This window comes from Pseudomonas donghuensis, assembly GCF_000696345.2.
GTDB classification, from domain to species: domain Bacteria; phylum Pseudomonadota; class Gammaproteobacteria; order Pseudomonadales; family Pseudomonadaceae; genus Aquipseudomonas; species Aquipseudomonas donghuensis.
Genome location: NZ_CP071706.1, coordinates 3,328,388 through 3,353,323, shown reverse-complemented (window position 1 = coordinate 3,353,323; position 24,936 = coordinate 3,328,388). Strand labels below are relative to the sequence as shown.

Genomic DNA, 24,936 nt, shown 5'->3' with positions numbered 1-24,936 from the left:
CATGCAAAGCTACCAACAACCCCTGCGCGTCGGTGTCGGCGGCCCGGTCGGCTCCGGCAAGACCGCGCTGCTCGAAGCGCTGTGCAAGGCCATGCGCGACCATTATGAGATCGCCGTGGTGACCAACGACATCTACACCAGGGAAGACCAGCGCATCCTCACCGAGGCCGGCGCCCTGGCCCCCGAGCGCATTGTCGGGGTGGAAACCGGCGGTTGCCCGCACACCGCGATCCGCGAGGACGCCTCGATGAACCTGGCGGCGGTGGAAGAACTGGCGCGCACGTTCGGCAACCTCGAAGTGATCTTTGTCGAGAGCGGCGGCGACAACCTCAGCGCCACCTTCAGCCCGGAGCTGGCGGACCTGACCGTGTACGTGATCGATGTCGCCGAAGGTGAAAAAATCCCGCGCAAGGGCGGGCCGGGGATCACCAAGTCGGACTTCCTGGTGATCAACAAGATTGACCTGGCGCCTTACGTCGGAGCTTCGCTGGAGGTAATGGAAAAGGACACCCAGCGCATGCGCCCGCAACGGCCGTGGACCTTCACCAACCTCAAGACCGGGCAAGGCTTGCAGCAGGTGATCGATTTCATCGTCGAGCGGGGCATGTTGAAACCGCTGTGATCGTCAACAGCATCGCTGGCAAGCCAGCTTCCGCAGGAATGCGTGGGCCTGATAGAGTCGCCACCCCCAACGACTCGATCCAATGCAGGAGGCAACTTTGATGATGTGCAGTCAGTGCGGCAAGGACCACGCCGATGACCTGGGTGAACTGGCGTTCCGACGTCCGGATGCGCTGTTCGCGCTTAGCGCCGAGGAGCGCGAGCACAAGGTTAGGGAAAGCAACGACTGGTGTGTGATCGCCGGCGAGCGGTTTTTTCTGCGGGCACTGTTGCCACTGGCCGTGGCGCAAATGAACGATAGCTACTGCATCGGTATCTGGGTTGAACTGCAGCCGAGCGATTTCGAACGTGTCTGCGAGCTCTGGCGTGATGAGGGCCAGGCTGGCGAGCCGCCTTTTGCCGTACGCCTGGCCAACAGCATTGCCAACCTGCCAGAGACCCTGGGGCTGGAAGGCCTGCTGCAGTTGAGCGGGCCGACCTCACGCCCCAGTGTGACGCTGAGCGCCAGCAGCCACCCGTTGGCCGTGGAGCAGGCCAACGGGATTTCCTTGCACCGCGCGCATGAGTACAGCGTGATCTTCGCCTGAAAGGCCCAGGCCCGTATCGTGCTGGGTGGCCAGGCCTATGCCACCCATCAGTCATAATGTACCCCGAGCCACACCGTGGCCTGGGTGCTGTCGGTCCATTCGACCCGATGCCGGCAGTGCGCCGGAATATCAATGAAATCCCCCGGTCGCAGCACCCGCTCGGCAGGCTCATGTTCCAGCCGCAACCCGGCAGACCCGGCCAGCAGCAGCACCCATTCGCCCTGCGCCTGGTTGTACCAGAACCCCGGTGGGCTGGCCTGGCCGTGGGAGACGATGCGTTCAATGCGCAGCCCCGGGCGGGTCAGCAGTTGTTCGAAGTGCTCTTGTGCGCCCGCCGCGGGCAGTGGATCAAACAGGTTGTCGAGCATGGTGGCCTGGCTCTCGTCTGGTTGCACGTTGTGGTTTAAGGTGGGCACCTGCCACTCATGATAGGGATTGATCATGAAACACCCGCTTTTGCGGCCCCTCGTTGTTGCAATGCTGCTGGGCGCGGCCCTGCCAGCCCTGGCGGCATTGCCAAGCGCGCCGTCCTACATCGACGATAGCGGTTATTCGCCGGCTGCCAAGCAGCGCATCCTGCCGCCAATGTTCGCCCAGGCCCTGACCAGCACCCGCTACCTTGCCAAGCCGGACAACCCGCTGATCACCCAGGCCGAAGCCAGCGAATTCCGCCAGACCAGCAACTACGACGAAACCCGCGCCTACATGACCCGCCTGGCGGCGGCCTCCGGTGGCAATATCGTGCTCAACGACCTGCCGGAAAAAAGCGCCGAAGGTCACCCGATGTTGATGGCCATCGCCTCCCTTGAGGTCGACAAATCGCCGGCCGGGTTGAATGAATCGGGCAAGCCGACGATCTTCGTCGAGGCCCAGATTCACCCGGGCGAAGCCAATGGCAAGGATGCGATGTTCATGCTCCTGCGTGACATGACCACGGGTGACAAACCGTTGGCTGCCTTGCTGGAGAAGGTCAACATCCTGTTCATTCCCACCGTCAATGTCGACGGCGACCTGCGCCGCAGTGCCTACGGGCGGATCAACCAGAACGGCCCGGATGAAACCGGCTGGCGGGTCAACGGCCTGAACTACAACCTCAACCGTGACTTCACCAAGCTCGACAGCGCCGAAATCCGCAACGTCGCCTGGGTGTTCAACACCTACCAGCTGAGTTTCTTCGCTGACACCCACTCCACTGATGGCGCCATGTACCCTTACGACAGTTCGTATTGCCACAATGGCAATGGCTGGTCGCCGGCCAGCAGCGCCTGGATGGACAACGTCATGCGCGCACCGGTGTACCAGGCGCTGGAGGCCGACGGCCATGTGGTGCACGAGTGCATCAGCCTCAACAGCAACCAGGACCCGAGCCAGGGCTACTACCCGTACCGCACGGACTACGCACGTTTTTCCAACCAGTACGGCGATATCCGCAATGTACCGTCGATCCTGATCGAGCAACACGCATTGCACCCGTACCAGACCCAGGTGCTGGGCAATTACGTGATGCTCAAGAGCATGTTCCAGGTGATCGGCGATCAGGCGGTGTCGCTCAACGAAGCCATCCGCCAGGACCGCGAACGCCTGGAGACGCAAGAGCAGGTGACCCTGACCTGGAAGCCGGGCAAGGCCCAGACCACAGCGTTTACCGTAGGTGATTACCGCTATGAGCAGTCGCCGATTACCGGCGCCAGGACCATTGTCTGGAGCAACACGGCGAAAAAACTCAAGGTCCCGGTCACCGGCAACACCGAGCCCGACCTGGTGGTCAAACGGCCCCGGCAGTACGTGGTGCCGGGGCAGTGGCGCGAGGTGATCGCCCGGCTCAAGGCCCATGGCATCCACATGACCACTCTCGACAAGCCGACACCGATTGCCGTTACGCTGTATCGCATGGATGAGGTGAAAGTGGCGGGTGGTTTCGAACCCGATCGCACGCAAAGCAACCAGATCCCCGGTTACGAAGGGCGCTTGCTGGTCAGTGGCGTGGCCAAGCCGCTGGAGCGCTTGCAGACCTTCCCGGCCGGCTCGGTGGTGATCGATACCGACCAGCCGTTGGGCGTGCTGGCGGTCAACCTGCTATACCCCGAAAGCCCGGACTCGTTCTGGGCCTGGGGCTTCTTCAATTCGACCCTGGTGGCGGCTGAAGAGCCGGAGGAATACGTGATGGAACCCATGGCGCGCAAAATGCTCGCCGAGAGCCCGGAACTGAAGGCCGAGTTCGACAGCAAGCTCAAGAACGACAAGGCCTTCGCCGCCAGCCCCAGCGCACGCCTGCACTGGTTCTACGCGCGCACGCCGTTCTATGACGTCAATGCGTTTGTCTATCCGGTGGGCGCGGTGTACTGACCGGGTATCAATCGGTCTGAAATCGGTATTGGTCTTGGGCAAAAGCGGTGATCTATAAAGGCTCTGGTCTTTCAGCCAGAGCCTACATTGCATGAACATCCGCCGTCGCTCGCTTTTCGCCGCCAGCATGGCCCACGCCGTGCACGACGGCCTTACCGACGTTATCTACGTATTGCTGCCGCTGTGGCAGGCGCAGTTCGCCCTGAGTTTTGCTCAGGTCGGCCTGCTGCGTGGCGCCTATGCCGGGATGATGGCGGGCCTGCAACTGCTGGCCAGCCGCGCGGCAAAGCGCTGGGGCCGGGAGCGCCTGTTGGTCGGCGGCACCGCCCTGGCCGGGCTGGCCTACCTGGTTGCCGGGCAGGCCAGTGGCCTCGCTGTGCTGTTGCTCGCGCTGTTGCTGGGCGGCCTTGGCGCCAGTACCCAGCACCCCCTGGCGTCGTCGTTGGTCACCGACACCCATGAGGCCGGGGGCGGGGTCAAGGAGGCGCTGGCGCAGTACAATTTTGCCGGCGATATCGGCAAGATGCTGGTGCCTGCCGGGGTCGGTTTGCTGTTGCTGGTAACCAGTTGGCAAACCAGCGTCACCGTGCTGGGCCTGCTTGGCCTGGCTGCCGCCGGCGTACTCTGGTGGCTGCTTGCGCCGCAGCCGTCGTTGCCGTCGAGCCCGCGCAAAACCGTGCCTGCCCGTGGTAACGACTCCGGCAGCGGCCTGGCCGCCTTGCTGCTGACCGGCACCCTCGACAGCGCCGTGCGCATGGGGTTTCTTACCTTTCTACCGTTTTTGCTGCAAGGCAAGGGCGCCGGCTCCGCGGGTATCGGCCTGGCGTTGATGCTGCTGTTTGTCGGCGGCGCCTTCGGCAAGCTGGTGTGCGGCTACCTGGGTGCGCGCATTGACATGATGAGAACCGTGTGGTTCACCGAGTCGGCCACTGCGTTGCTGATCCTGTTGATGTTGTTCCTGCCGCTAGCGGCGATGATGGCGCTGTTGCCGCTGCTGGGCCTGGTGCTCAATGGCACCTCGTCGGTGCTGTACGGCGTGGTGCCGGAACTGGCGGGGGCGGGCAGGCGCGATCAGGCCTTTGCCTTGTTCTACACCGGCACCATTGGTGGCGGCGCGCTGGCGCCGGTGGTGTTCGGCCGCCTAGGCGATGGGGCCGGCATCACTGCGGCGGTAATCGGCCTGGCGGCGCTCCTGCTGCTGACCCTGCCGTTGTCCTGGTGGGTCGAGCGGCAACTGCATAGCTACCTGCCAAGGACCCTTTAGGCGCAGCGGTCGCAATCCAGGCGCCACCGGGTGTGCTGGCTGGGCGGTCCTCATCGCTGGCAAGCCAGCTCCCACAGGTTCTGCGCCAGCCGAGCCCTGTGGCCAGGGCAGCCAGTTGTTGAGCCTGCTCAGATAAAGATCGTTCCGCGCAGGTACAGCGCACCCTCACCGCTGATGATCACCCGGCCGTTGTCCAGCACTTGACAGTGCAGCTGGCCCTTGCGCACGCCGCCTTGCTCGGCCGTCAGGCTGCGCTTGCCCAGGCGCTCGGCCCAGTAGGGGGCCAGCGAGGTGTGCGCGGAGCCGGTGACCGGGTCTTCATTGACGCCTACCCGCGGGCCGAACCAGCGCGAGACGAAGTCAAAGTGCTTGCCCGGGGCCGTGACCGCAATACCGCGCACGTCAAAGGCCGCCAGCGCAGCATAGTCGGGCTCAAGATCGGCGATCAGCGCTTGATCCTCGACCACCACCAGGTAGTCATCGGTGCGGTACAGCGCCTCGATCCGCTCCAGGCCCAGGGCCTGCAACAAGCCATCGGGCACTGCCACAGCTTGTGGCTGCTTGGCCGGGAAGTCCATGGCCAGGCGAGCACCGTCACGGCGAACCCGCAACTCGCCGCTACGGGTGGCAAAGCGCAGGGTGTCGCGCTGTTCAGCGAACTGCTCGAACAGCACCCAGGCGGTCGCCAGGGTGGCATGGCCACACAGGTCGACTTCTACCGTCGGGGTAAACCAGCGCAATTCGAACAGCTCGCCATTGCGCACCACATAGGCGGTTTCCGACAGGTTGTTCTCGGCAGCAATCTGCTGCAGCGTCGCATCCGGCAACCAGGCCTCAAGCGGGCACACTGCGGCCGGGTTGCCGCCAAACGCCGTGGCTGAAAACGCGTCTACCTGGAACATTTCAAGTTGCATGCTGCTCATTCCTGTCCGTTGTCTGTCGCCCGGATCTGCTCCAGGTAGTTGTAGATGGTGTAGCGGGTCACGCCGAGTGTGGCGGCGGCTTTCTCGATACCGCCCTTGACGATGAACAGGCCGCGCTCCTGCATGTGCCGCACGGCCTGGATCTTTTGCGCTTTCTTCATGCCGAGCACGCCGCCGGGGCAGGCGTCCTGGATGATTTCGATCATCAACTGTTCCATGTCCCGGGATTCATCCGGCACTGGCGCAGGTGCGCTGGCCAGCCCCAGCAGGCCTGCGAGCACGTGATGCGCGGCAGCGATCGCGCTGAGGTCGGTGTTGATGCACAGGCTGGCAAACGGCTGCCCGCTGCTGTCGCGATAAACCACGGTAGCGCTGCGCAAGGGGCGGCCGTCGGGGGCGAGGGTGGCGTAGTTCTCGACCACGATCGGCTCGCTACTGGAGCGATCGTCCATCGCCCGGCGCACGGCGGCGAAACCCTGGTCATGACGCGGCCCGGCCAACACCGAATCACCGACCTGGCGCCCGGTGACATGGCCGTTGGCGATGGCGAGGATGGAGCGCTGCGGGTTGAGCACGTCATGCAGGACGATTTCGGTATGGGAGCCGAGTGCATGGCTGAGCATTTTCAGGGTGCTGTGCAGTACGCCGAGGATCAGCTGTCGTTCGCTGCTCAATGCGCTGGAAACCTTCATCAGGGCCTTCGAGGGAGTTGAATGGTCGCGGTCAAATTATCAACTAGTAGTTGAAATATCAACTAACTGTAGATTTTATGTCCAGCATCTCCACCCGCTAGGGCCCTTCAGGATTGCGTCCGCCCGGCTCAGGCACTTAAGATATAACCATTCTCATTTAATGCCTGCGCCGATGAAAGTGCCTCCTCCTGCTGACAGTCTCGACACCTTGTACAAGGGCTATCACGGCTGGTTGCTGGGGTGGCTGCGACGGCGCCTGGACTGTCCGCACAATGCCGCCGACCTGGCCCAGGACACTTTCGTGCGCCTGCTCAATGCCGGTGCCTACGTGGCGCCGCGCGAGCCGCGAGCGTTTCTGGCCACGGTGGCGCGCCGCCTGCTGGTCGATCGCGGCCGTCGGCAAAAGCTTGAGCAGGCGTACCGTGAAGAACTCGCGCGGCACGTCGAGCACCTCGAGCAGGCCCCTTCACCCGAACAACTGCTGGCGGCCATAAATGCCCTTGAACACATTGCCCGCGCGCTGGAGCAGATGAGTGCGCGCGCACGTCAGGTGTTTATCCTGCGCCACCTGGAAGGCCTGAGCCATGCGCAGATCGCCGAGCGCTTCCAGGTCTCGAGCAAAACCGTGCAGAACGATCTGGTCCAGGCCTTGCTGCAGTGTCATGCCGCCAGCGAGTCGGCACGATGAGCCCGTCACCCAGCGCCGCGGTGTTGCGCGAGGCGGCCGAATGGTTGGTACGCCTGGATGATGAACCGAGCGCTGCCGATCAGCAGGCGTTCAGCGCCTGGTTGGCCGAGGCCGATGAACACCTGGACGCCGTGCAGCGTTTGCAAGGCAGCCTCGCACCGCTGCGCGAACTGCCGCGTGCGCCGGCCCGTGCCGCCTTGCAGCGGGTGACGGCGCGAGCCCCCGGCAAGCAGGCACTCAAGGCGCTGGCCGTCAGCCTGGCGCTGTTGCTGCCCGGCGCTGCCTTGCTCCAGCATTATCCGCCGGCCTACCTGATGGCCGATCTGCGCACCGGTACGGGCCAGTGGCGCAGCGAGCAATTGCCGGACGGCAGTCGGATCAGCCTGGAGGGCCGTACGGCGGTCGACCTGCAGTTCGACGCGCAGACCCGTACCGTTCGGTTGCTCAGCGGTGACATCCTCGTGGACGTGGCCAAGGATACCGCCCGGCCGTTCCGGGTGGTGACCGAGCATGGCAGCATTCGCGCACTGGGCACGCGTTTTAGGGTGGAGCGCCTGGACGAAAGCACGCGCCTGGTGATGATCGAGTCGAGCACCGAAGTGCGCAGCGGCGCCAGCACCCAGACGGTGAGCGCCGGACAGCAGGTACAGTTCAGTGCCTCGGGCATGCAGGCGGTGCAGGCAGTGGATGCCTCGGGCCAGGAGCAGGCCTGGGCCAGGCAGCAGATGCTGGTGCGCGAACAACCCTTGAGCGAGGTGCTGGAGCGCCTGGCCCGCAATCACCAGGGCTACCTGCTGTTCGATGCCAAGGCTCTGGCGCACCTGAACGTCACCGCGGTGCTGCCTGCCGACGACAGCGAGCGGGCCTTGCGCCTGCTGGCGCGCAGCTTCCCGATCCGGGTCGAGCACTACACGCCGTGGCTGACCCGTGTCAGGCTCGAATAAAAATTATTATCAAACGCTTCCAGTTCTTGTTACCCGAGCGTCCTTGTATTAGCCCAATACATCGGAGAGTCGGGAACATGCTTTCACCCAAGCCATTCAAGCCCTGCCGTGCGTTGACCCTGGCGGTCCACTTCGCCCTCGGCGCCGTGCCTCTGCTGGCGGCCCAGCCGCTACAGGCCCAGCAGCAGATAAAACGCTACGACATTCCTGGCGGCCCTTTGGGTGACGTGCTGAGCCGCTTTGCCCGCGAGAGCGGCCTGGCCATCTCGTTCAATGCCGGGCAAGTGGCAGGCCTTGCCAGCGCCGGTCTGCAGGGCAGTTACGCCGTGCAGGAAGGGTTCGCCCAGGTCCTGCGGGGCCATGCATTGCAGGCACAGGCGAGCAGCGATGGCTATGTGCTGGTCGAGGTGCCCGCCGCCAATGGGGCATTGGAACTGGGCGCCACCAGTATCAATGGGCAGGTGCTGGGAAGCATCACCGAAGACAGTGGCTCCTACACCACCGGGCCGATGCAGACGGCGACCAAGCTGGCCCTGACCATTCGCGAGACACCGCAGTCGGTAACGGTGATCACCCGTCAGCGCATGGACGACCAGAACCTGCGCAGCCTTGAAGATGTGCTCAAGAGCACCCCCGGCATGTCCATGACCAAGGATGGCCCGCAGCGCCCGACGTTCTACGCGCGTGGTTTTACCGTGGAAAACCTGATGAACGACGGGCTGTCCAACGACCTGTCGCATTACCTGTCGCGGGACATGAACTCGGCGCCGGACATGGCCATCTACGACCACGTCGAAGTGGTGCGCGGCGCCACCGGGCTGATGCAGGGAGCGGGTACGCCGTCGGCGGCCATCAACATGGTGCGCAAGCGCCCGACCGCGGACCCGCGCGTGAGCATCACCGCCAGCGCCGGTAGCTGGGACAACTACCGCAGCGAAGTGGATGCTTCCGGGCCACTCAACGACAACGCCACCTTGCGCGGGCGGGTGGTCACGGCGTACCAGACGCGCAACAGCTTTCAGGACGTCACCGATAGCGAGCGTTCGGTGTTCTACGCCATTGGCGAGGCCGACCTCAGCGACAACAGCACCTTGACCCTCGGCGTCTCCAACCAGCGCGTCAACAACACCGCGACCTGGGGTGGCTTGCCAACGGCAATCGATGGCAGCGACCTGCATTTGTCCCGCAAGACCTACCTGGGCAATGACTGGGAGTACTGGGACCAGGACAACACCACCGTGTTCAGCCGCCTGGATTACCGCTTCGACAACGACTGGAAACTGCTGTTGGCCGCCAGCCGCACCTGGTCGGACCTGAAGATGCTGGGCACCATGACCGAACGCATGGGCGATGAGGGCGAGGTGTTCGGTCAGTACCTGGGCCAGTACCACTATGACGATGAGCAGAGCAGTTACGACGCCTACGCATCGGGGCCTTTCCAGTTGCTCGGGCGGACCCATGAACTGGTGGTCGGTGCCAGCCGGCGTGAGCTGACCTTCGAAGGCAAGGGCAACTACAGCGACGACGCGATCGGCATGGATATCTACAACTGGGACCCGGGCTCGCTGCCCAAGCGCGAGCTGGACCTGAGTTACTGGCATCAGGATCGCGAGACCTCGCAGACCGGCGCCTACCTGACCACCCGCTTCAACCTGGCCGACGACCTGAAGCTGATCCTCGGCGGGCGCCTGGACTGGTACGACAACGACACCCGTACCCGCAACGGCAGCCGCGCGCCAACCGGCAGCGACTACTCGGTGACGCGTCATGTCACGCGTTACGCCGGCATCATCTATGACCTGGACGTGCACCATTCGCTGTACGCCAGCTACACCGACATCTTCAAGCCGCAGTCGGAACTGGACGCGGCGGGCACCGCGATCGAGCCGATGGAGGGCAAGAACTATGAGCTCGGGATCAAGGGCGAGTACTTCGACGGCAGTTTGAATGCCAGTGCCGCAGTGTTTCGCATCGACCAGCAAAACCGCGCCAAGACGCTTGAGATCAATGAGTGTTCGGCGCTGGTGCCCAGTTGCGCGGAGGCTGCCGGCAAACTGCGCAGCGAAGGGATCGAGCTTGAGCTCAACGGCACCGTTCTGCCGGGGTGGGAGTTGGGCGCGGGCTATACCTTTGCCCAGGTCAAATACGTCAAGGACAGCAACCCGGCCAACGAGGGACGCCTGTTCGATACTGATATTCCCCGCCATGTGTTCAAGGCCTTCACCACCTATCAACTGCCGGGTGAACTGCAACGCTGGAAGGTCGGCGGCGGCCTGTACCGGCAGAACCAGATCTACAACAAGGGCAACAACTTCTATGCCACCGAGAGCCGTTACCGTATCGAGCAGCAGGCCTATACCCTGGTCGATCTGATGCTCAGCTACCAGGCCTCCGAGCACCTGGATGTGCGCTTGAACCTGAACAACGTGTTCGACAAGAAGTACTACCAGAGCATTGCCGGCAATACCGCCTACGGCGGCAACCTGTACGGTGATCCGCGCAACTTCATGCTGACCACGCGCTGGAGCTTCTAAGGGCCGAGCCTGCGGGGTAACCGCAGAGGGCACAGGTAAGGCAAGAGCGGCGCCCTTGATGTGCGGGCCGCCGCTCAAGCCTTACAGAATTTGAAATAGTTTCATGCTGTGAGAAAAGACTGCTGCAATTGTAGGATCACTTCCCCAATTGATTTCAGGTTGACATGACTTCGTTCTCGGAGCCCCCCAGTACCCGGCCGTTCCGGCCTTTCTCCCGTCCTTGTGACGCTTCCCGCCTGTTCCCGCACATGAGTAATCGCCCATGGAATGGCTAGCCGACCCCACGGCCTGGCTGGGCCTTGCCACGCTGATTGTGCTGGAGCTGGTACTGGGTATCGACAACCTGGTATTCATCGCCATCCTCGCCGACAAGTTGCCGCCCCATCAACGCGACCGCGCGCGGGTGATCGGCCTGTCGCTGGCATTGATCATGCGCCTGGGCCTGCTGGCCAGCATTTCCTGGATGGTGACCCTGACTGCGCCGCTGTTCGAGGTGTTCGACAAGCACTTCTCCGGTCGCGACCTGATCATGCTGTTTGGTGGTGTATTCCTGCTGTTCAAGGCCACCATGGAGCTGCACGAGCGCCTGGAAGGCCACGTTGCGCAAAATACCGGCAGCGTGCGGCATGCCGCGTTCTGGCCAATCGTGGCGCAGATCGTGGTGCTTGATGCGGTGTTCTCCCTGGACGCGGTGATCACCGCCGTGGGCATGGTCGAGGAACTGTCGATCATGATGATCGCGGTGGTCTTCTCGATCGGCATCATGATTGTCGCCAGCAAGCCGTTGACCCGCTTCGTCAACAACCACCCGACGGTGATCATGCTGTGCCTGGGCTTCTTGATGATGATCGGCTTCAGCCTCACCGCCGAGGGCCTGGGCTTTCATATCCCCAAAGGCTACTTGTATGCGGCCATTGGCTTCTCGATCCTCATCGAGCTGTTCAACCAGTTGGCCCGTGCCCGGCGCAAACGTAGCCTGCAGCAGCACCGGCCGCTGCGTGAGCGTACCGCCCATGCGGTCATGCGCCTGCTGGGCGGGCGTCGGGTCGAGGCCGACGACGTTGGCGAGGAGATCGCCGACCTGGTTGAAGGCGGTGAAGCGCAGGTGCTGTTCGACCGCCGCGAGCGGGTGATGATCAGCGGCGTGCTGAACCTTGCCGAGCGGCCAATCAAGACGGTGATGACGGTTCGGGCCGAGGTCGACGCGATTGACCTGGCGCAGCCGGCCGAGGCGATTCGCACTGCTCTGATGCATTCGTCCTATTCGCGCCTGCCGCTGATTCGCGACGGGCGCATCGAAGAACCCCTGGGCTTCGTGCACAAGAAGGAGCTGCTCAAGGAGCTGCTGGCCGGTCATCAGCCCGACCTTGAGAGCCTGGCCCGGGTGCCGCTGAACCTGCTGGAGAGTTTCAGCATCCTCAACGCCCTGGAGCAGATGCGCAACCAGTCGACGCACATTGCCTTCGTGGTCAACGAGTTCGGTGATTTCACCGGGGTGCTGACCATGACCGATATCCTCGAGTCGATTGCCGGCGAGCTACCGGATGCCAGTGAGGTCGAGGGGCCGGGCATTGTCGAAGACGAGCAGGGCTTTGTCGTCAGCGGCGCGCTGAACCTCAGCCAGATCCAGGCGCGCACCGGTTTTGCCGCCAAGCCCACCGAGGACTACCAGACCCTCGCCGGCCTGGTCATGAGCCTGCTCGATCGCTTGCCAATGGTCGGCGACAGCCTGGTGTGCAATAGCTGGAAGATGACCGTGGTCGCGGTGGAGGAGCGTCGGGTGCGGCAGGTACGCCTTACACCGAACGCCGCCGTTGACGCAGCAGGTGCCTGACGCCCTCAGCGATCAGCACCAGCACCGCCAGCCAGATCGGCAGGTAGGTCAGCCACTGGTCGGGGCCGATGGTCTCGCCCAGTAGCAGGGCGACGGCCACCAGCAACACCGGTTCGACATAGCTGAGCAGGCCGAACAGGCTGAACGCCAGCAGGCGGCTGGCCAGTACATAGCAGATCAGCGCCAGGGCGCTGATCACCCCCAGCAGCGGAATCAGGCCGTACAGCCCCGGATGCTCGGCCAGGTCCCGGGCCGACAACGGGCCCTGAATGACGAAGTACAGCGCCGCAGGCAACAGCAGGCACATGTCGGCCCATAGCCCACCGAGGTGATCGGTGGCGCATTTGCGCCGCAACACGAAGTACAACGGGTAGCCGCCGGCGACCAACAGGGTTTCCCAGGCAAAGCTGCCGTGCTGGTAGAGCTCATGGCCGACGCCGGTCATCGCACAGGCTACCGCCAGTTTCTGCAGGCGCGACAGGCGCTCGCCATAGACCAGGCGGCCGGTCAGGACCATGGTCAACGGCAACAGAAAGTAACCCAGCGAGACTTCCAGGCTGCGCCCGTGCAACGGCGCCCAGAGGAACAGCCAGAGTTGCACGCCCATCAACGACGACGTCCCCAGCAGGCCGAGCAACAGCAGCTGGTTGCGCCGCACGCGCGCCAGCAACCCGGTGACCAGCGGCCAGTCGCGGGTGAACAGCATGAACAGGGTGACGCACGGCAGGGTCAGGAGCATGCGCCAGCCAAACACCTCTTCGCCATCCAGGGGTGTCAGCAGCGAGGTGTAGTAGTACATCACGGCAAACAGGAACGATGCCGTGACCGATGTAATGATGCCTTTTGACACAAATGCCTCGGTTGCAAAAGATGACAGAGCGGGTAACCCGCCATGATCTCAGGCTGCAGGCCTAACCGGCAACCTCCGCCCTCTGTGGCGCGACCTCGGCCTGGGCCGCCAGGGCGCGGACAAAGTCTTCTATCGGCATCGGCCGGGCGAACAGATAGCCTTGCTGAAAATCGACGTTGTGGCGTGCCAGGTAGTCGCGTTGGGTGTCGGTTTCCACGCCCTCGGCGACGATGCCCAGCTCAAGCTTGGCCGACAGCTCGATGATGCTGTCGAGAATGTGCAACGACAAGGCGTCGACGCCGATCAGGGCAACGAAACTCTGGTCGATCTTCAGGTAATCGACCTTGAACTGGCGCAAATAGCTGAGGCTGGACTGACCGGTGCCGAAGTCGTCGATGGCGATCATCACCCCCAGTTCGTGCAGCTTGGCGAACAGCGTCTGGGTGGCCTCGCTCGGTGCGATCAGTTTGCGTTCGGTCAACTCCAGGGTCAGCAACACCCGCCCGGGCGGGAAGGCGGCGAGAAAGTTCCGGCAGTCGTGGTACAGGGCCAGGTCCTGGCAGTGATCGGCGGTGATGTTGATGCCAATGTGAAAGCCATCGTCCATCAGCGCGGCATGCGGCGCCAGAAGCTGGGCGGTGCGCTGCATGAGCAGGCGCGTCATCGGTACGATCTGGCCGCTGTGTTCGGCATAGGGAATGAACAGGTCGGGGCGCACCAGGCCTTCACGCGGGTGCTGCCAGCGCATCAGCACTTCGGCACCGGCCCAGCGGTAGTCGCCCTTGCGCACCACCGGCTGGAAGTAGGGCAAAAATTCGTCGGCCTCCATCGCCCGCTGCAGTTCGACCCGCGGCGAACTGGCCCGGCGCAGCATCCAGCGGCACACGGCGCCGGCGATCACGCCGAGAAATACCAGCAAGCCGAACAGGGCAGGGTATTCGTCGCGCATCACCTGGCCGATCTTGCCGTGCTCATAACCGCTGTGAATCGAGAACGGGTAGTGGCTGGAGTCGAGCCGTACCGGTGCAACGGCGGCAGCGGGGGCGAGCCCCTCATGCACCAGGCCGTCCTTGCCCATCCAGTAGCGCCCCACCTGCAGCAACAATTGGGTGTGCGGGCCGATCAGGCGCAGGGCGGTGAGCAGGTGATCACCGTCGACGGTGCTGATGGCGCCACGCTCGCCTTCGTAGACCCGATACACCAGCAGGGGGTGGCCGGGGGTCACCGAGTTGCCATTCATCAACCAGAGTTTGCCATCGACATAGTCGCTGGCGTTGACCTGCTCGCTGTAGGGGCCGAACAGCGAACTGCAATACAGTTCGTTGCGGTACACCAGATTGGTCGAGCGCACGAACGAGCGACGGGTGACCTGATCGCGCAGGGCCAGTTTTTCTTCCATGCACGGCAGGCCGGCCAGCGGCAGCAGCGACCTGGCCGCACCGGAAATGTTATCCAGGATCAGCTCCACCTGCGCCACCACCTGCTGCGCCGTGGCCTGGCTGCGTGCGTCAAGCGCGCGCTCGGCCTGCAGGTGCATGATCACCAGCCCGCAAAGCACCGGCACGGCGCCGACGGCCCAGGGCAGCAGGGCACGCAATGTCCAGCGTCCGGGACGTTTTACCGTGAGCGGCATGGCAGCTAACCTGTATAAGCACAGGGAATGAAAACGGCGGTGTGCCTAGGATAGCCGCTCGTCGGCCGATGGGTGTCAACTTAAGTGCGGACAAAACGGTTTACGCACTGTAGAATCCTGTTACGCATACAATAATAAGGTTCTCCACCGTCGGGGAATCAACCCACCGAGAATGGGTCCATATGAAGTGTCATGGGTTCAAGCTGATTTATGGTGACTACCTCGCCAGAAGTGTGAGGGGCATCTCTTGCGCGCCACCACGCCTGCTCGACATCGATAGCAATTAACGACCGTTATTTACCCGCTTTGATGATGAGGAAACGAGCATGGCTGATATCTTTGAAAACCCGATGGGCCTGATGGGCTTTGAATTCATCGAGTTCGCGTCGCCGACCCCGGGCGCCCTGGAACCGATCTTCCAGATCATGGGCTTCACCAAGGTGGCCACCCACCGCTCCAAGGACGTGCACCTGTACCGCCAGGGCGACATCAACCTGATCCTGAACAACGAGCCGAAAAGCGTCGCCTCGTACTTTGCCGCCGAGCATGGCCCGTCGGTATGCGGCATGGCTTTCCGTGTGCGTAATGCCCACGAAGCCTATGCCCGTGCCCTGGAACTGGGCGCCCAGCCGGTGGAAATCGAAACCGGGCCAATGGAGCTGCGCCTGCCGGCGATCAAGGGTATCGGCGGCGCGCCGCTGTACCTGATCGACCGTTTCGAGGAAGGCAGCTCGATCTATGACATCGACTTCAACTTCATCGAAGGCGTCGATCGTCATCCGGTGGGTGCCGGCCTCAAGATCATCGACCACCTGACCCACAACGTTTACCGCGGGCGCATGGCCTACTGGGCCGGTTTCTACGAGAAGCTGTTCAACTTCCGCGAGATCCGCTACTTCGACATCAAGGGCGAGTACACCGGCCTGACCTCCAAGGCGATGACCGCGCCCGACGGCATGATCCGCATCCCGCTCAACGAAGAGTCGTCCAAGGGCGCCGGGCAGATCGAAGAGTTCCTGATGCAGTTCAACGGCGAAGGCATCCAGCACGTCGCGTTCCTCTGCGACAACCTGCTCGAAAGCTGGGATGCCCTGAAGAAACTCGGCATGCGCTTCATGACGGCGCCGCCAGACACCTACTACGAGATGCTCGAAGGTCGTCTGCCAGGTCACGGCGAGCCGGTTGGCGAGTTGCAGAGCCGTGGCATTCTGCTCGACGGTTCGTCCGAGGCGGGTGACAAGCGCCTGCTGCTGCAGATCTTCTCGGAAACCCTGATGGGCCCGGTGTTCTTCGAGTTCATCCAGCGAAAGGGTGACGATGGCTTCGGTGAAGGCAACTTCAAGGCATTGTTCGAATCCATCGAGCGTGACCAGGTGCGTCGCGGTGTGCTGAGCACCGACTGATCTGGGCGGTCACTGAAAAGGCCATTGGGCGTGTGCTCAATGGCCTTTTGTATGGGTGATCACTCAGTCGGCGACGACGGCCTGCGGCGTTGCCTGAACAAACCCCAATAAGCCACCGCAGACGTGATGATGCCAACCAGCAGCAATGATGGCGCGGTTGAAGCCATGGCCTGGGTGATCATCTGCCAGGTATGACCATCCGGGTAGCCGGCATGCACGGTATAGCCATACTTCTCCGAGACCGTGCGCTGGAGATTTTCCTTGTGATCGGGCACTTGCGAGGCGCTGCCATTGCCGGTTGCCCAGATATAGTCATTACCGAATTGCAGTACCAGGACGATGGCGTTCTTGAAACCCTGCAACTCGGTCTGCAGGATGCGGGCATCGCTGATGGCGATCACGCCGAAAGGGTATTCCTGGATACGGTAATGCAACACCGGAACATCCGGAGTGATTTCGTTGCGCAGGTCCAGGCGCAGGCGCTGGTTGAAGAAAGTGCCAGGGTCCACCGCCGCGTCAAAGTCGCCGAGCAGGGTGCTGCAATAGCCGCGGTTTTCCCTGACCAGCACCAGCGAGCGCACGTTGGGTTGTTTGAAGGCTTGCTGGCGCAGGGTGGGGAGAGCGCTCTCGCAGCGTTGTCCGGCCAGGCTGAGTACCGCACCGGCGGCGTCATGCAAGGTATCGATTACCCGGTCAATGACGTAAATGGCTTCAACGGCGGACAATTCGGAGGTTTCTTCCTGTTCGCGCTCGACCTGAAGTGACAGCACCAACAGCCCGCATGCGACCGGTGCCAGACCGATCAGGAGGGTAAGCAGAAATTCGAGCAGACTACGGCCGGCAAGACTGGGTGGAGCCATGATTGCACCTCTATGCTGAACGTAACAACGACCTTCCTGGTCGTGTGGTTACGCGTCAGCATAAAGAGTGAAGTCAGAAGCGACTGTAGGCTTGATTTACTCTGCGCGACGTACCAATCGACAATCGGTGTAATCAAGCGACTCAGCGCTTTTTCAGCGCTTCAATCACCCGGTCCGCCACAACGCCCGCCGACGCAGGGTTCTGGCCGGTGATCAAGCGTCCTTCCTTCTGATCGGCAATGGCGAAGGCTTGCCACGGCTCTTCGGCCTTGACGTACAACCCGCCGCGGGCCTTGAGCTCGGTTTCGGTCAGGTAAGGCACCACCTTGTCCAGTTCCGCCAGTTTCTCTTCCGTGTCGGAAAAACCGGTTACCTCGCGGTCCTTGACCAGCAAGGTATTGTCGCTGAGCTTGATATTGAGCAGAGCAACGGCGCCATGGCACACCGATGCCACCACGCCACCGGCTTCGAAAATGCGCCGGGCCAGGGTTTGCAGCTCAATGTTGTCGGGAAAGTCCCAGATCACACCATGGCCGCCGGCATAGTAAATGGCGCTGTAGTCCTGGGCCTTGACTTCGCCGGGGGGCAGGGTGTTGCCCAGGCGGTTCATGAACGCCTTGTTCTGATACCACTCCCAGTCGATATCCGCCGCCATTTGCAAGCTGTGCGGGTCGATCGGTACATAGCCGCCGCCGGGGCTCAGGTAGTCGACCTTGTAGCCAGCCTTTTCGACCTTGTCGACAAAGTGCACCGCTTCACCCAGCCATAGACCAGTGGCGCGCTTCAGCGTCGGGTATTTGGCCGTATTGGTCAGCACCACCAGTATCTTCTTGCTCATCGCAACGCTCCCTGATTCCGGAACCGATCCGGATTGCCCGGATCGCAGTGGAGAAACCTGTTCAGCATAGTAGCGGCTGGCATGGATGCCATTCCCCGCCGGCGATATGCTAGCCTGCGAGGATATCGCCAGCTTTGCTACAGGGAGTCTTCAAGCGGATGAACACTTTGACCCAACCCGTGGATGCGTTCATGCAGGCGGCCATCGATGAGGCCCGTCTGGGCCACGAAGAGGGTGGCATACCGATCGGCTCGGTGCTGGTGCATGACAACCGGATCATCGGCCGTGGCCACAACCGCCGCGTGCAACAGGGCAGTGCGATCCTGCACGGTGAAATGGATGCGCTGGAGAACGCTGGCCGTCTGCCAGCCAGCGTCTATGCCCAGGCGACCCTGTACACCACCCTGTCACCGTGCCCGATGTGCAGCGGGGCCATTCTGCTGTATGGCATCAAGCGCGTCATTGTGGGCGAAAACCAGACCTTCATGGGCGAGGAAGACCTGCTCAGGGCCCGTGGTGTCGAGGTGCAGGTCCTGCACAATGATAACTGCGTCAAAATGATGAAGGATTTCATCGAGGATCGCCCCGAACTCTGGAACGAAGATATCGGCGTCTAGGTCCGATCATCAAACTCCTTACCGCCAGCCGAGCTCGCCCATGTCAGTACCGATGAGTGTCAAGGTTCGCAATCACGACTGGGGCAGCACCGCCCTTGGGCCTTTGCACCTGTGGCCGGCGTCATTGCGCATTGCCGTGGACATGCTCCTGGCGTCGAAATTTCCCGGTTGCCTGATCTGGGGGCCGCAGCTGGTAACCCTCTACAACGATGCGTTCAAGCCGATCCTCGGGGCCAAGCCCGAGGCGCTCGGGCGCGGTTTTGACGAGGTCTGGAGCGAGGCCTGGGACAATATCGGCGCGCTGGTGTTTCGCACCCTGTCCGGCGAGGCGATCTTCATCGAAAACTTCCCGTTGATGATCAATCGCAACGGTTCGATGGAGCAGACCTACTTTACCTTCTGTTTCAGCCCTATCCGCGATGAGCGTGGGGCGGTGGCGGGGTTTCTCGACACGGTGATCGAGACCACCGCCAGCGTCGAGGCCGAACAGCAATGGCGTCATCTGGCCAACACGTTCGAGCGCCAGGTGCAGGAGCGCACGGCTGACCGCAATCAGTTCTGGCAACTGTCCAGCGATATCATGTTGATGGTCCTGCCGGACCTCACGATCAGCGCGGTCAACCCTGCCTGGACCCAGGTCCTGGGCTGGCACCAGGACGAAGTGCTGGGCTGCTTGATCATGAATTGGGTCCATGCGGACGATTACCAGGAGGTCACGTCGGTGGTTGAGCGCCTGCGCGCGGGCCAAGGCACTGGAAACACGGTCAGTCGCTTGCGTCACAAAGACGGGCACTATCGTTGGTTCAACTGGGCAGCGGTGCCTTCGGCGCTTGGTTTTACCGCCGTAGGCAGCGACATCACCCAGGAGCGCGAGCGCGAAGAGGCGTTGCGTCACGCTGAAGAATTGCTGCACCAAAGCCAGAAAATGGAGGCAATCGGTCAGCTTTCCGGCGGCATGGCCCATGATTTCAACAACCTGCTGACCAGCATCAGCGGTAGCCTGGAACTGCTCGAACGGCGCATTGCCCAGGGGCAGCTGGATAACCTGCACGTCTACCTCGATGCCGCCCGTGGCGCGACCAGGCGCGCGGCGTCCCTGACCCATCGATTGCTGGCCTTTTCCCGGCGCCAGGCACTCGATCCCAAACCTGCCAGTGTCAATCAGTTGGTACTGGACATCGAGCGGTTGATCCAGCAGACCCTGGGTACGCACATCGAATTGCAGGTGCAGGTCGAGCCTGCCCCCTGGTGGGTGCTGGTCGATGCCACTCAGCTTGAGAATGCCCTGATCAACCTGTGCATCAATGCCCGCGACGCGATGGGGGCCGGTGGCTGCCTGCGCATCAGTACCGGAAACGAACGCCATGAGCTGCCCTTCGAGGGCGAAGATGGCCTGGGCCCGGGCGACTATTTTTCGCTACAGGTACAGGACAACGGTCAAGGCATGAGTGCCGACATCGTCGCGCGTGCCTTTGACCCGTTCTTTACCACCAAGCCGGTAGGCCAGGGCACCGGGCTTGGCCTGTCGATGGTCTATGGGTTTGTCCGCCAGTCGGGCGGGCGGGTATGGATCGATTCGAGTCCCGGGCAGGGCACCCGGGTGAAGATACTCCTGCCACGCTACCTGGGCGAACTGCCGGAATCCTCGCGTGGCAAGCCTTCTGGCAAAGCCTACGCACGGGCCAATGGCGAGCGCATCCTATTGGTCGACGATGAGAGCAGCTTGCGTTCAATGATCAAGGAGGCCCTGGACGAGGAAGGCTTCGAGGTGTTCGTCGCGGGCGATGCCAATGCGGCGCTGCAGCAGTTTCAGGCGTTGGGCTCGGTCGACCTGCTGATCACCGATATCGGCTTGCCGGGCGGCTTCAACGGCCGACAGCTGGCCAATGCCCTGCGCATGCTGCAGCCAGAGCAGAGGATACTGTTCATTACCGGCTTCGCAGCACAGGAAGTGACCGAACAGCAAGTCCTTGAGCCTGGTTCTGCGCTGATGACCAAGCCTTTTTCCCTGCAAGACCTGGTCCACCAGGTGCAGGAGATGCTGGCACCGGTTCAGCCGCTGGTTTGCGACCTGTCCCCGGTGCTGCGCTGACTGGCCAGGTGCTCGAGCACCAGGTACGTCAGTGTGGCAATCAGCAGCGGCAGCAGAAAGTAGATCGCCCGATAGCCAATCAATGCCGCAAGCAGCGTACCTTTGCCGTAGCTCCCGTGCAGCAGGGAGAGAAACACTGTTTCAAGCACACCGAGCCCGGCCGGAATATGGGTAATGACCCCGGCAATGCTGCTGATCATCAGCACCGCCAGAAGGGTCGGATAGTCTGCCCCTTTGGGCAGCAGGGTGAACACCACCAGCGCCATCAACGACCAGCTGCAGGCGCCCATCAGCATTTGTAGCGTGGCCAGGCGGATGCCCGGCAGGCTGATCTGATGCTGGCGCAAGCGCCAGGTACGACGGGTGGCGAACCCGCAGGCAAGCCAATAGATCACCGCCACCAGCAACAGCAGCGCGCCGATCAGGCGCAGGCCGGTATTGCCGATCTCCATGCCGGCCGGCAATCTGGGCAGCCCGCACACAAACAAGCTACCCGCCACCACGCAGTACCCCACCCAGTTGGTCAGTAGCCCCAGGCTGAGCACCCGGGTAATGGTCGAGACCTTCAGGCCGAGGCGGGTATACAAGCGGTAACGTAGGGCGATGCCACCGACCCAGGCGCTGAGGTTGAGGTTGAAGGCGTAGCACACGAACGCCAGCGGCAGCACCTGACGGGCCGGCAGGTGGTGCCCGGTGTAGTGGCGCCCGAGCAGGTCGAAGCTGCTGAACAGGGCAAAGCTGCCCAGGGTCACGCCAGCGGCCAACGCCAACGTGCTCCAGCGATAGGCGGCCAAGGCCTGGTGCACTTCCTGCCAGTCGAGGTTTTTCAGCACGCTGAACAGCAACACCGGCACCAGGATGAAAAACGCCAGGGTCAGTGCCTGCCGCGCACGGCGCCAGCGCTTCCGGTGCTTGTTCATGTCGGTTTTCCCGGTAGTTCGTGCCCTTCGTACAGCGGTTTGAGCCGTGGTACATGGGCCGGCAGCCAGCCAATCAGGGCCGGAAAATGGCGGATGAAGTGAAAGGTCAGGAAGATCAGCGGCGCCCGCCACCAGTAGCCGCGCAGCACGCGTTTCAGGCTGACCGCTTTGCAGCGATGGGCGGTGAGCTCCTGCAGGTGCTCGTGCAGGCGGGTGTTGAAGGTCTCATCGCGGATGATCAGGTTGGCCTCAAGGTTCAAGGCCAGGCTCAGGGGGTCGAGGTTGCTGGAACCGACCGTCGACCAGTGCCGGTCCACCAGCGCCACCTTGCCGTGCAAGGGCCGCTCGCAGTACTCGAAAATCCGCACGCCGTCGCTGATCAGGTAGTTGTACAGCAAGCGCGAGCACATTCGCACCCAGGGCATGTCGGGCACGCCCTGCAGCACCAGGGTGACCCTCACGCCGCGGCGGGCGGCATTGCGGATCGCCCGTAGCAGCCGGTAACCGGGAAAGAAATAAGCATTGGCGATGGTGATCCGTTCGCGCGCACCGTTCAACGCCCGCAGATAGTGCTGCTCGATGTCATTGGGATGATCCTGGTTATCGCGGATGCACAGGGTCATGCTCGCCTGATCACTGTCCGGGGCGATCGGCACCCGCCGTTGCCACCAGCGCCGGCTGCCCGGTTTGAGCGCGCTGTGTTGTTCCAGCAAGCGCAGGGTAGCGCGCTGCAGGTCGGCGACGATCGGCCCGCGCACCTGTACCGCGTAGTCCTGTTTGGCCATCGGTCCGAAGTCGGCCAGGTGATCGGCGCAATAATTGATGCCGCCGACAAAGCCGACCTCGCCGTCGACCACCAGGATCTTGCGGTGCAGGCGGCGAAACAGGTTGGTGCGCAGGCCCAGGCGTTTCGGGCTCGGGTCGAACGCCTGCAGGTGAACGCCGGCGTCGCTGAGTTCGCGCAGGTAGTCGACGCTCAGGTCGGCGGTGCCGTAACCGTCGACCAGCATCTCGACCTTGACCCCGCGCTTGGCTGCAGCGATCAACAGTTGCTGCAGCTGCTTGCCGACTTTGTCTTCAAAGATGATGAAGGTTTCCAGGAGGATTTCCACGCGCGCCTGTTCAATGGCGGCAAAGGCACTGGCGAAATAGTCTTCACCGTTGATCAGCAACTGCACCTGGTTGTCGGGTCGCCATTGGTTGTTCACAGGAGCACCTCCACTGCCAATGGCAGGTGATCGGAAAGGTGGGTCCAGGGCTTGCGGGCCATGACCTTGGGCGCATGCGCGCGGGCGTTGCGCAGGTAGATGCGGTCCAGGCACAGCAGCGGCCAGCGCGCCGGAAAGCTGCGCGCCGGCTGGCCATATGCCTGGCTGAAGACTTCCCGCAGGCCGCACTCGAGCAGCACCCCATCGGCGCGCTGGCGCCAGTCGTTGAAGTCGCCGGCAACGATGACCGGGGCATCGCCGGGCAGGCTGTGCAGCAGCGCGCAGAGCAGGCGCAACTGTTGCTGGCGCTGGCGTTCGTCCAGGCCCAGATGCACGCACACCGTGTGCAGTTCGGTCTCCGCCGGCAGCGCCAGGACCGAATGCAGCAGGCCACGTTGCTCAGTGCCGTGGACGCTGACATCGAGATTGTCGTGGCGCAGGATCGGGAACTTGGACAGCAGGGCATTGCCGTGTTCGCCTTGCGGGTACACGGCGTTGCGGCCATAGGCGAACACCGGCCAGAGGCTGTCGGCGAGAAACTCGTACTGCGGTACCTGCGACCAGTTGCGGTGGCGCAGGCCGTGCTGGCGGTGGCTGCCCAGCACTTCCTGAAGGAACACCAGGTCGGCGTTCTCGCTGCGCACCGCTTCACGCAGCTCGGGCAACACGTAATGGCGGTTCAGCGGGCTGAAGCCCTTGTGCGCGTTGACCGTCAACACCCGTACCCGATGCACTGCCGGCGCCGCAGCAAGAGGGCTGGTTGATTCCATCCGGCTCATGGCCGACGACCCTTGCCAAGGTAGAGAGGCCGGGTCAGCTGGCTGAGCTGCACCGGTGCCGGAATCAGTGCTCGTTCGGCATTGGCTAACGCATTGCCCACGGGTGGCCTCCGTTGATAACGCTCAGGCAAGCACTGTGGGTGCCTGCTGTCCTCGCACTATCTCTGGACCACAGGGGTTGCCGGGGGGTTCAACCGGGGTGGCGGACGGTTGTCGAAGCGGGTCAAAGACCTTGTTGCACCAGCGGGTCGTCCGGGTTCTGCTGTTCCAGCTGGGCCAGCAATACCTGCACATTCTGCAGTTGGCCGGTTTCTTTCCAGTACTCGATCAGCAGCACCCGCGCCTTGCGATTGGCCGGTTGCCGGGCAAGGATGGTCTCCAGCTGTTTTTGTGCGGCATCGACCTGCTCCAGCTGGTGCAGGCTGGTGGCCAGGGTGTAGCGGTAGTCGTTGTTCTCCGGTTCCAGCTCCAGGGCCCGGGCGAAGGCCAGCAGGGCGTACTCGTCCTGGCCATGGCGCAGCAGCCAGCGGCCCAGTTCATGTTGCAGGAAGGCTGAACCCGGGCGTTGTTGCAAGGCCTTGGCCAACACCTGGCGCGAGGCATCGGTCTGATTCTGGCGCTCCAGCAACTGGACCTGGGCGGCCAGTGCATCGAGATTGTCCGGGGCCAGTTGCAAGGTGCGCTGCAGTGCTTGTGCGGCCTCCTGGTAGCTGTTTTCGTGCAGGTACAGCTGAGCCAGGTGCAACTGCGCGCTGGCATCGTCGTCACGCCGGGCCAAGACCTGCTGATACTGCTCCAGCACCTCCTGCAGCGGGCCAAAGTACAGGCCAATGTCATCCGGGCCCAGCCCGAGCAAGGCATCGACCACCGCGAAACGCACACTTTGCTCGTCATCGTCGAGCAAGGGGCCGAGTACCAGGCTGCGCTGGGCGCCGGGCAGCATCGCCTGAATGCTGGCAATGGCGGCGCGGCGCACCAGCGGATCGTCGTGCTGCAGGTCGCGGCTGGCCAGTTTCAGGGCCAGGGGCGAGGGGTAGTTGGGCAGTTCGGCGTACAGGCTGGCGCGGCGGATAGGCGACAGGTCAGCGCGCCCCAGTTGCTGGTAAAGCACCCGTGCAGCGCCTGGCTGGCCGTCATGGGCCATGGTCAGTGCCTTGGTGTAGCTGTGCTTGAGGGCCGGTGCCGGTGCCGGGCTGTCGTCACGCCAGAAATAGCCACCAAGGCCCAGGATGATGAGCAGGGTCAGGCTGATGAACGTGTACTGGCGCTGTTTCGACATGGTGAATCCGAAGCGTGTCGCGGT

At 62.8% G+C, this 24,936-nt stretch carries 22 protein-coding genes; 11 read left to right on the top strand and 11 right to left on the bottom strand.

The genetic code is table 11. The annotated features are described in order from the left end of the window. Position 1: 1 nt before the first annotated feature. Positions 2-622 (top strand): urease accessory protein UreG, encoded by a 621-nt coding sequence (gene ureG, locus BV82_RS15595; protein WP_010223633.1) that lies wholly within the window; start codon positions 2-4, stop codon positions 620-622. A gap of 100 nt (positions 623-722) precedes the next feature. After that, on the top strand, positions 723-1,208 hold the full coding sequence (locus BV82_RS15590; protein WP_010223631.1) for a DUF2199 domain-containing protein: 486 nt from the start codon (positions 723-725) through the stop codon (positions 1,206-1,208). A 47-nt stretch (positions 1,209-1,255) separates the two neighbouring features. Here the strand turns inward: BV82_RS15590 and BV82_RS15585 are convergent, their stop codons facing one another. After that, positions 1,256-1,576, bottom strand: coding sequence for a cupin domain-containing protein (locus tag BV82_RS15585; protein ID WP_036995213.1), 321 nt, complete (start codon positions 1,574-1,576; stop codon positions 1,256-1,258). A gap of 73 nt (positions 1,577-1,649) precedes the next feature. On the opposite strand from BV82_RS15585, the gene BV82_RS15580 reads away from it, so the two are divergent. After that, positions 1,650-3,554 carry a M14 family metallopeptidase gene (locus BV82_RS15580; protein WP_036995161.1) on the top strand — a complete coding sequence of 635 codons (1,905 nt, stop codon included), beginning with the start codon at positions 1,650-1,652 and terminating at the stop codon, positions 3,552-3,554. Positions 3,555-3,645: 91 nt separating this feature from the next. Then, on the top strand, positions 3,646-4,818 hold the full coding sequence (locus BV82_RS15575; RefSeq protein ID WP_036995159.1) for an MFS transporter: 1,173 nt from the start codon (positions 3,646-3,648) through the stop codon (positions 4,816-4,818). 128 nt (positions 4,819-4,946) lie between these two features. Here the strand turns inward: BV82_RS15575 and BV82_RS15570 are convergent, their stop codons facing one another. Beyond that, positions 4,947-5,732, bottom strand: coding sequence for a PhzF family phenazine biosynthesis protein (locus BV82_RS15570; RefSeq protein WP_010223623.1), 786 nt, complete (start codon positions 5,730-5,732; stop codon positions 4,947-4,949). Between the two features lie 5 nt (positions 5,733-5,737). Continuing rightward, positions 5,738-6,433 (bottom strand): helix-turn-helix transcriptional regulator, encoded by a 696-nt coding sequence (locus BV82_RS15565; RefSeq protein ID WP_036995158.1) that lies wholly within the window; start codon positions 6,431-6,433, stop codon positions 5,738-5,740. Positions 6,434-6,605: 172 nt separating this feature from the next. Between BV82_RS15565 and BV82_RS15560 the strand changes: the two genes are divergently transcribed. From BV82_RS15560 to BV82_RS15545, 4 genes are all read left to right on the top strand, one after another. After that, positions 6,606-7,121 carry a sigma-70 family RNA polymerase sigma factor gene (locus BV82_RS15560; protein WP_036995157.1) on the top strand — a complete coding sequence of 172 codons (516 nt, stop codon included), beginning with the start codon at positions 6,606-6,608 and terminating at the stop codon, positions 7,119-7,121. Then, the gene (locus tag BV82_RS15555) at positions 7,118-8,065 is read left to right on the top strand and encodes a FecR family protein (RefSeq protein ID WP_036995156.1); all 948 of its coding nucleotides are present in this window, start codon (positions 7,118-7,120) and stop codon (positions 8,063-8,065) included. The genes BV82_RS15560 and BV82_RS15555 overlap by 4 nt, the downstream gene beginning before the upstream one ends. A gap of 77 nt (positions 8,066-8,142) precedes the next feature. Further along, a complete protein-coding gene (locus BV82_RS15550; RefSeq protein ID WP_051636750.1) occupies positions 8,143-10,599 on the top strand; it encodes a TonB-dependent siderophore receptor in 2,457 nt (818 codons plus the stop codon). A 262-nt stretch (positions 10,600-10,861) separates the two neighbouring features. Then, the gene (locus BV82_RS15545) at positions 10,862-12,433 is read left to right on the top strand and encodes a TerC family protein (RefSeq protein ID WP_010223613.1); all 1,572 of its coding nucleotides are present in this window, start codon (positions 10,862-10,864) and stop codon (positions 12,431-12,433) included. Here BV82_RS15545 and rarD read toward each other — a convergent pair. Both rarD and BV82_RS15535 read right to left on the bottom strand, forming a co-directional pair. Further along, complete coding sequence (gene rarD / locus BV82_RS15540) at positions 12,396-13,283, bottom strand: EamA family transporter RarD (protein WP_036995153.1); 888 nt, start codon at positions 13,281-13,283, stop codon at positions 12,396-12,398. The two genes, BV82_RS15545 and rarD, sit on opposite strands and share 38 nt — an antisense overlap. Before the next feature lie 61 nt (positions 13,284-13,344). Beyond that, positions 13,345-14,916, bottom strand: a complete 1,572-nt coding sequence (locus tag BV82_RS15535) for an EAL domain-containing protein (protein ID WP_036995152.1) — start codon at positions 14,914-14,916, stop codon at positions 13,345-13,347. A gap of 326 nt (positions 14,917-15,242) precedes the next feature. Here BV82_RS15535 and hppD point away from each other — a divergent pair, with 326 nt between their 5' ends. Then, entirely contained in the window at positions 15,243-16,319 is a 1,077-nt protein-coding gene (hppD, locus tag BV82_RS15530) for a 4-hydroxyphenylpyruvate dioxygenase (protein ID WP_010223608.1), read from the top strand. A 59-nt stretch (positions 16,320-16,378) separates the two neighbouring features. Here the strand turns inward: hppD and BV82_RS15525 are convergent, their stop codons facing one another. Both BV82_RS15525 and BV82_RS15520 read right to left on the bottom strand, forming a co-directional pair. Next, positions 16,379-17,179 (bottom strand): CSS-motif domain-containing protein, encoded by an 801-nt coding sequence (locus tag BV82_RS15525; protein WP_036995150.1) that lies wholly within the window; start codon positions 17,177-17,179, stop codon positions 16,379-16,381. Positions 17,180-17,321: 142 nt separating this feature from the next. Further along, the gene (locus tag BV82_RS15520; RefSeq protein ID WP_010223603.1) at positions 17,322-18,017 is read right to left on the bottom strand and encodes a type 1 glutamine amidotransferase domain-containing protein; all 696 of its coding nucleotides are present in this window, start codon (positions 18,015-18,017) and stop codon (positions 17,322-17,324) included. Positions 18,018-18,196: 179 nt separating this feature from the next. On the opposite strand from BV82_RS15520, the gene BV82_RS15515 reads away from it, so the two are divergent. Both BV82_RS15515 and BV82_RS15510 read left to right on the top strand, forming a co-directional pair. Further along, the gene (locus BV82_RS15515; protein ID WP_010223601.1) at positions 18,197-18,634 is read left to right on the top strand and encodes a nucleoside deaminase; all 438 of its coding nucleotides are present in this window, start codon (positions 18,197-18,199) and stop codon (positions 18,632-18,634) included. Between the two features lie 52 nt (positions 18,635-18,686). Continuing rightward, positions 18,687-20,726, top strand: a complete 2,040-nt coding sequence (locus BV82_RS15510; RefSeq protein ID WP_036995148.1) for a hybrid sensor histidine kinase/response regulator — start codon at positions 18,687-18,689, stop codon at positions 20,724-20,726. Here the strand turns inward: BV82_RS15510 and BV82_RS15505 are convergent. The 4 genes from BV82_RS15505 to BV82_RS15490 all read right to left on the bottom strand — a co-directional run bounded on the left by BV82_RS15505 (position 20,687) and on the right by BV82_RS15490 (position 24,912). After that, on the bottom strand, positions 20,687-21,646 hold the full coding sequence (locus BV82_RS15505; RefSeq protein WP_010223597.1) for a lysylphosphatidylglycerol synthase domain-containing protein: 960 nt from the start codon (positions 21,644-21,646) through the stop codon (positions 20,687-20,689). The two genes, BV82_RS15510 and BV82_RS15505, sit on opposite strands and share 40 nt — an antisense overlap. After that, positions 21,643-22,854: a cardiolipin synthase ClsB gene (gene clsB / locus BV82_RS15500; protein WP_010223595.1), complete on the bottom strand. Its 1,212-nt coding sequence runs from the start codon at positions 22,852-22,854 to the stop codon at positions 21,643-21,645. Before clsB ends, BV82_RS15505 begins: the two co-directional genes overlap by 4 nt. Then, positions 22,851-23,624 (bottom strand): endonuclease/exonuclease/phosphatase family protein, encoded by a 774-nt coding sequence (locus tag BV82_RS15495; RefSeq protein WP_010223593.1) that lies wholly within the window; start codon positions 23,622-23,624, stop codon positions 22,851-22,853. Before BV82_RS15495 ends, clsB begins: the two co-directional genes overlap by 4 nt. A 232-nt stretch (positions 23,625-23,856) precedes the next feature. After that, on the bottom strand, positions 23,857-24,912 hold the full coding sequence (locus tag BV82_RS15490) for a tetratricopeptide repeat protein (RefSeq protein ID WP_010223592.1): 1,056 nt from the start codon (positions 24,910-24,912) through the stop codon (positions 23,857-23,859). Positions 24,913-24,936 lie beyond the last annotated feature (24 nt).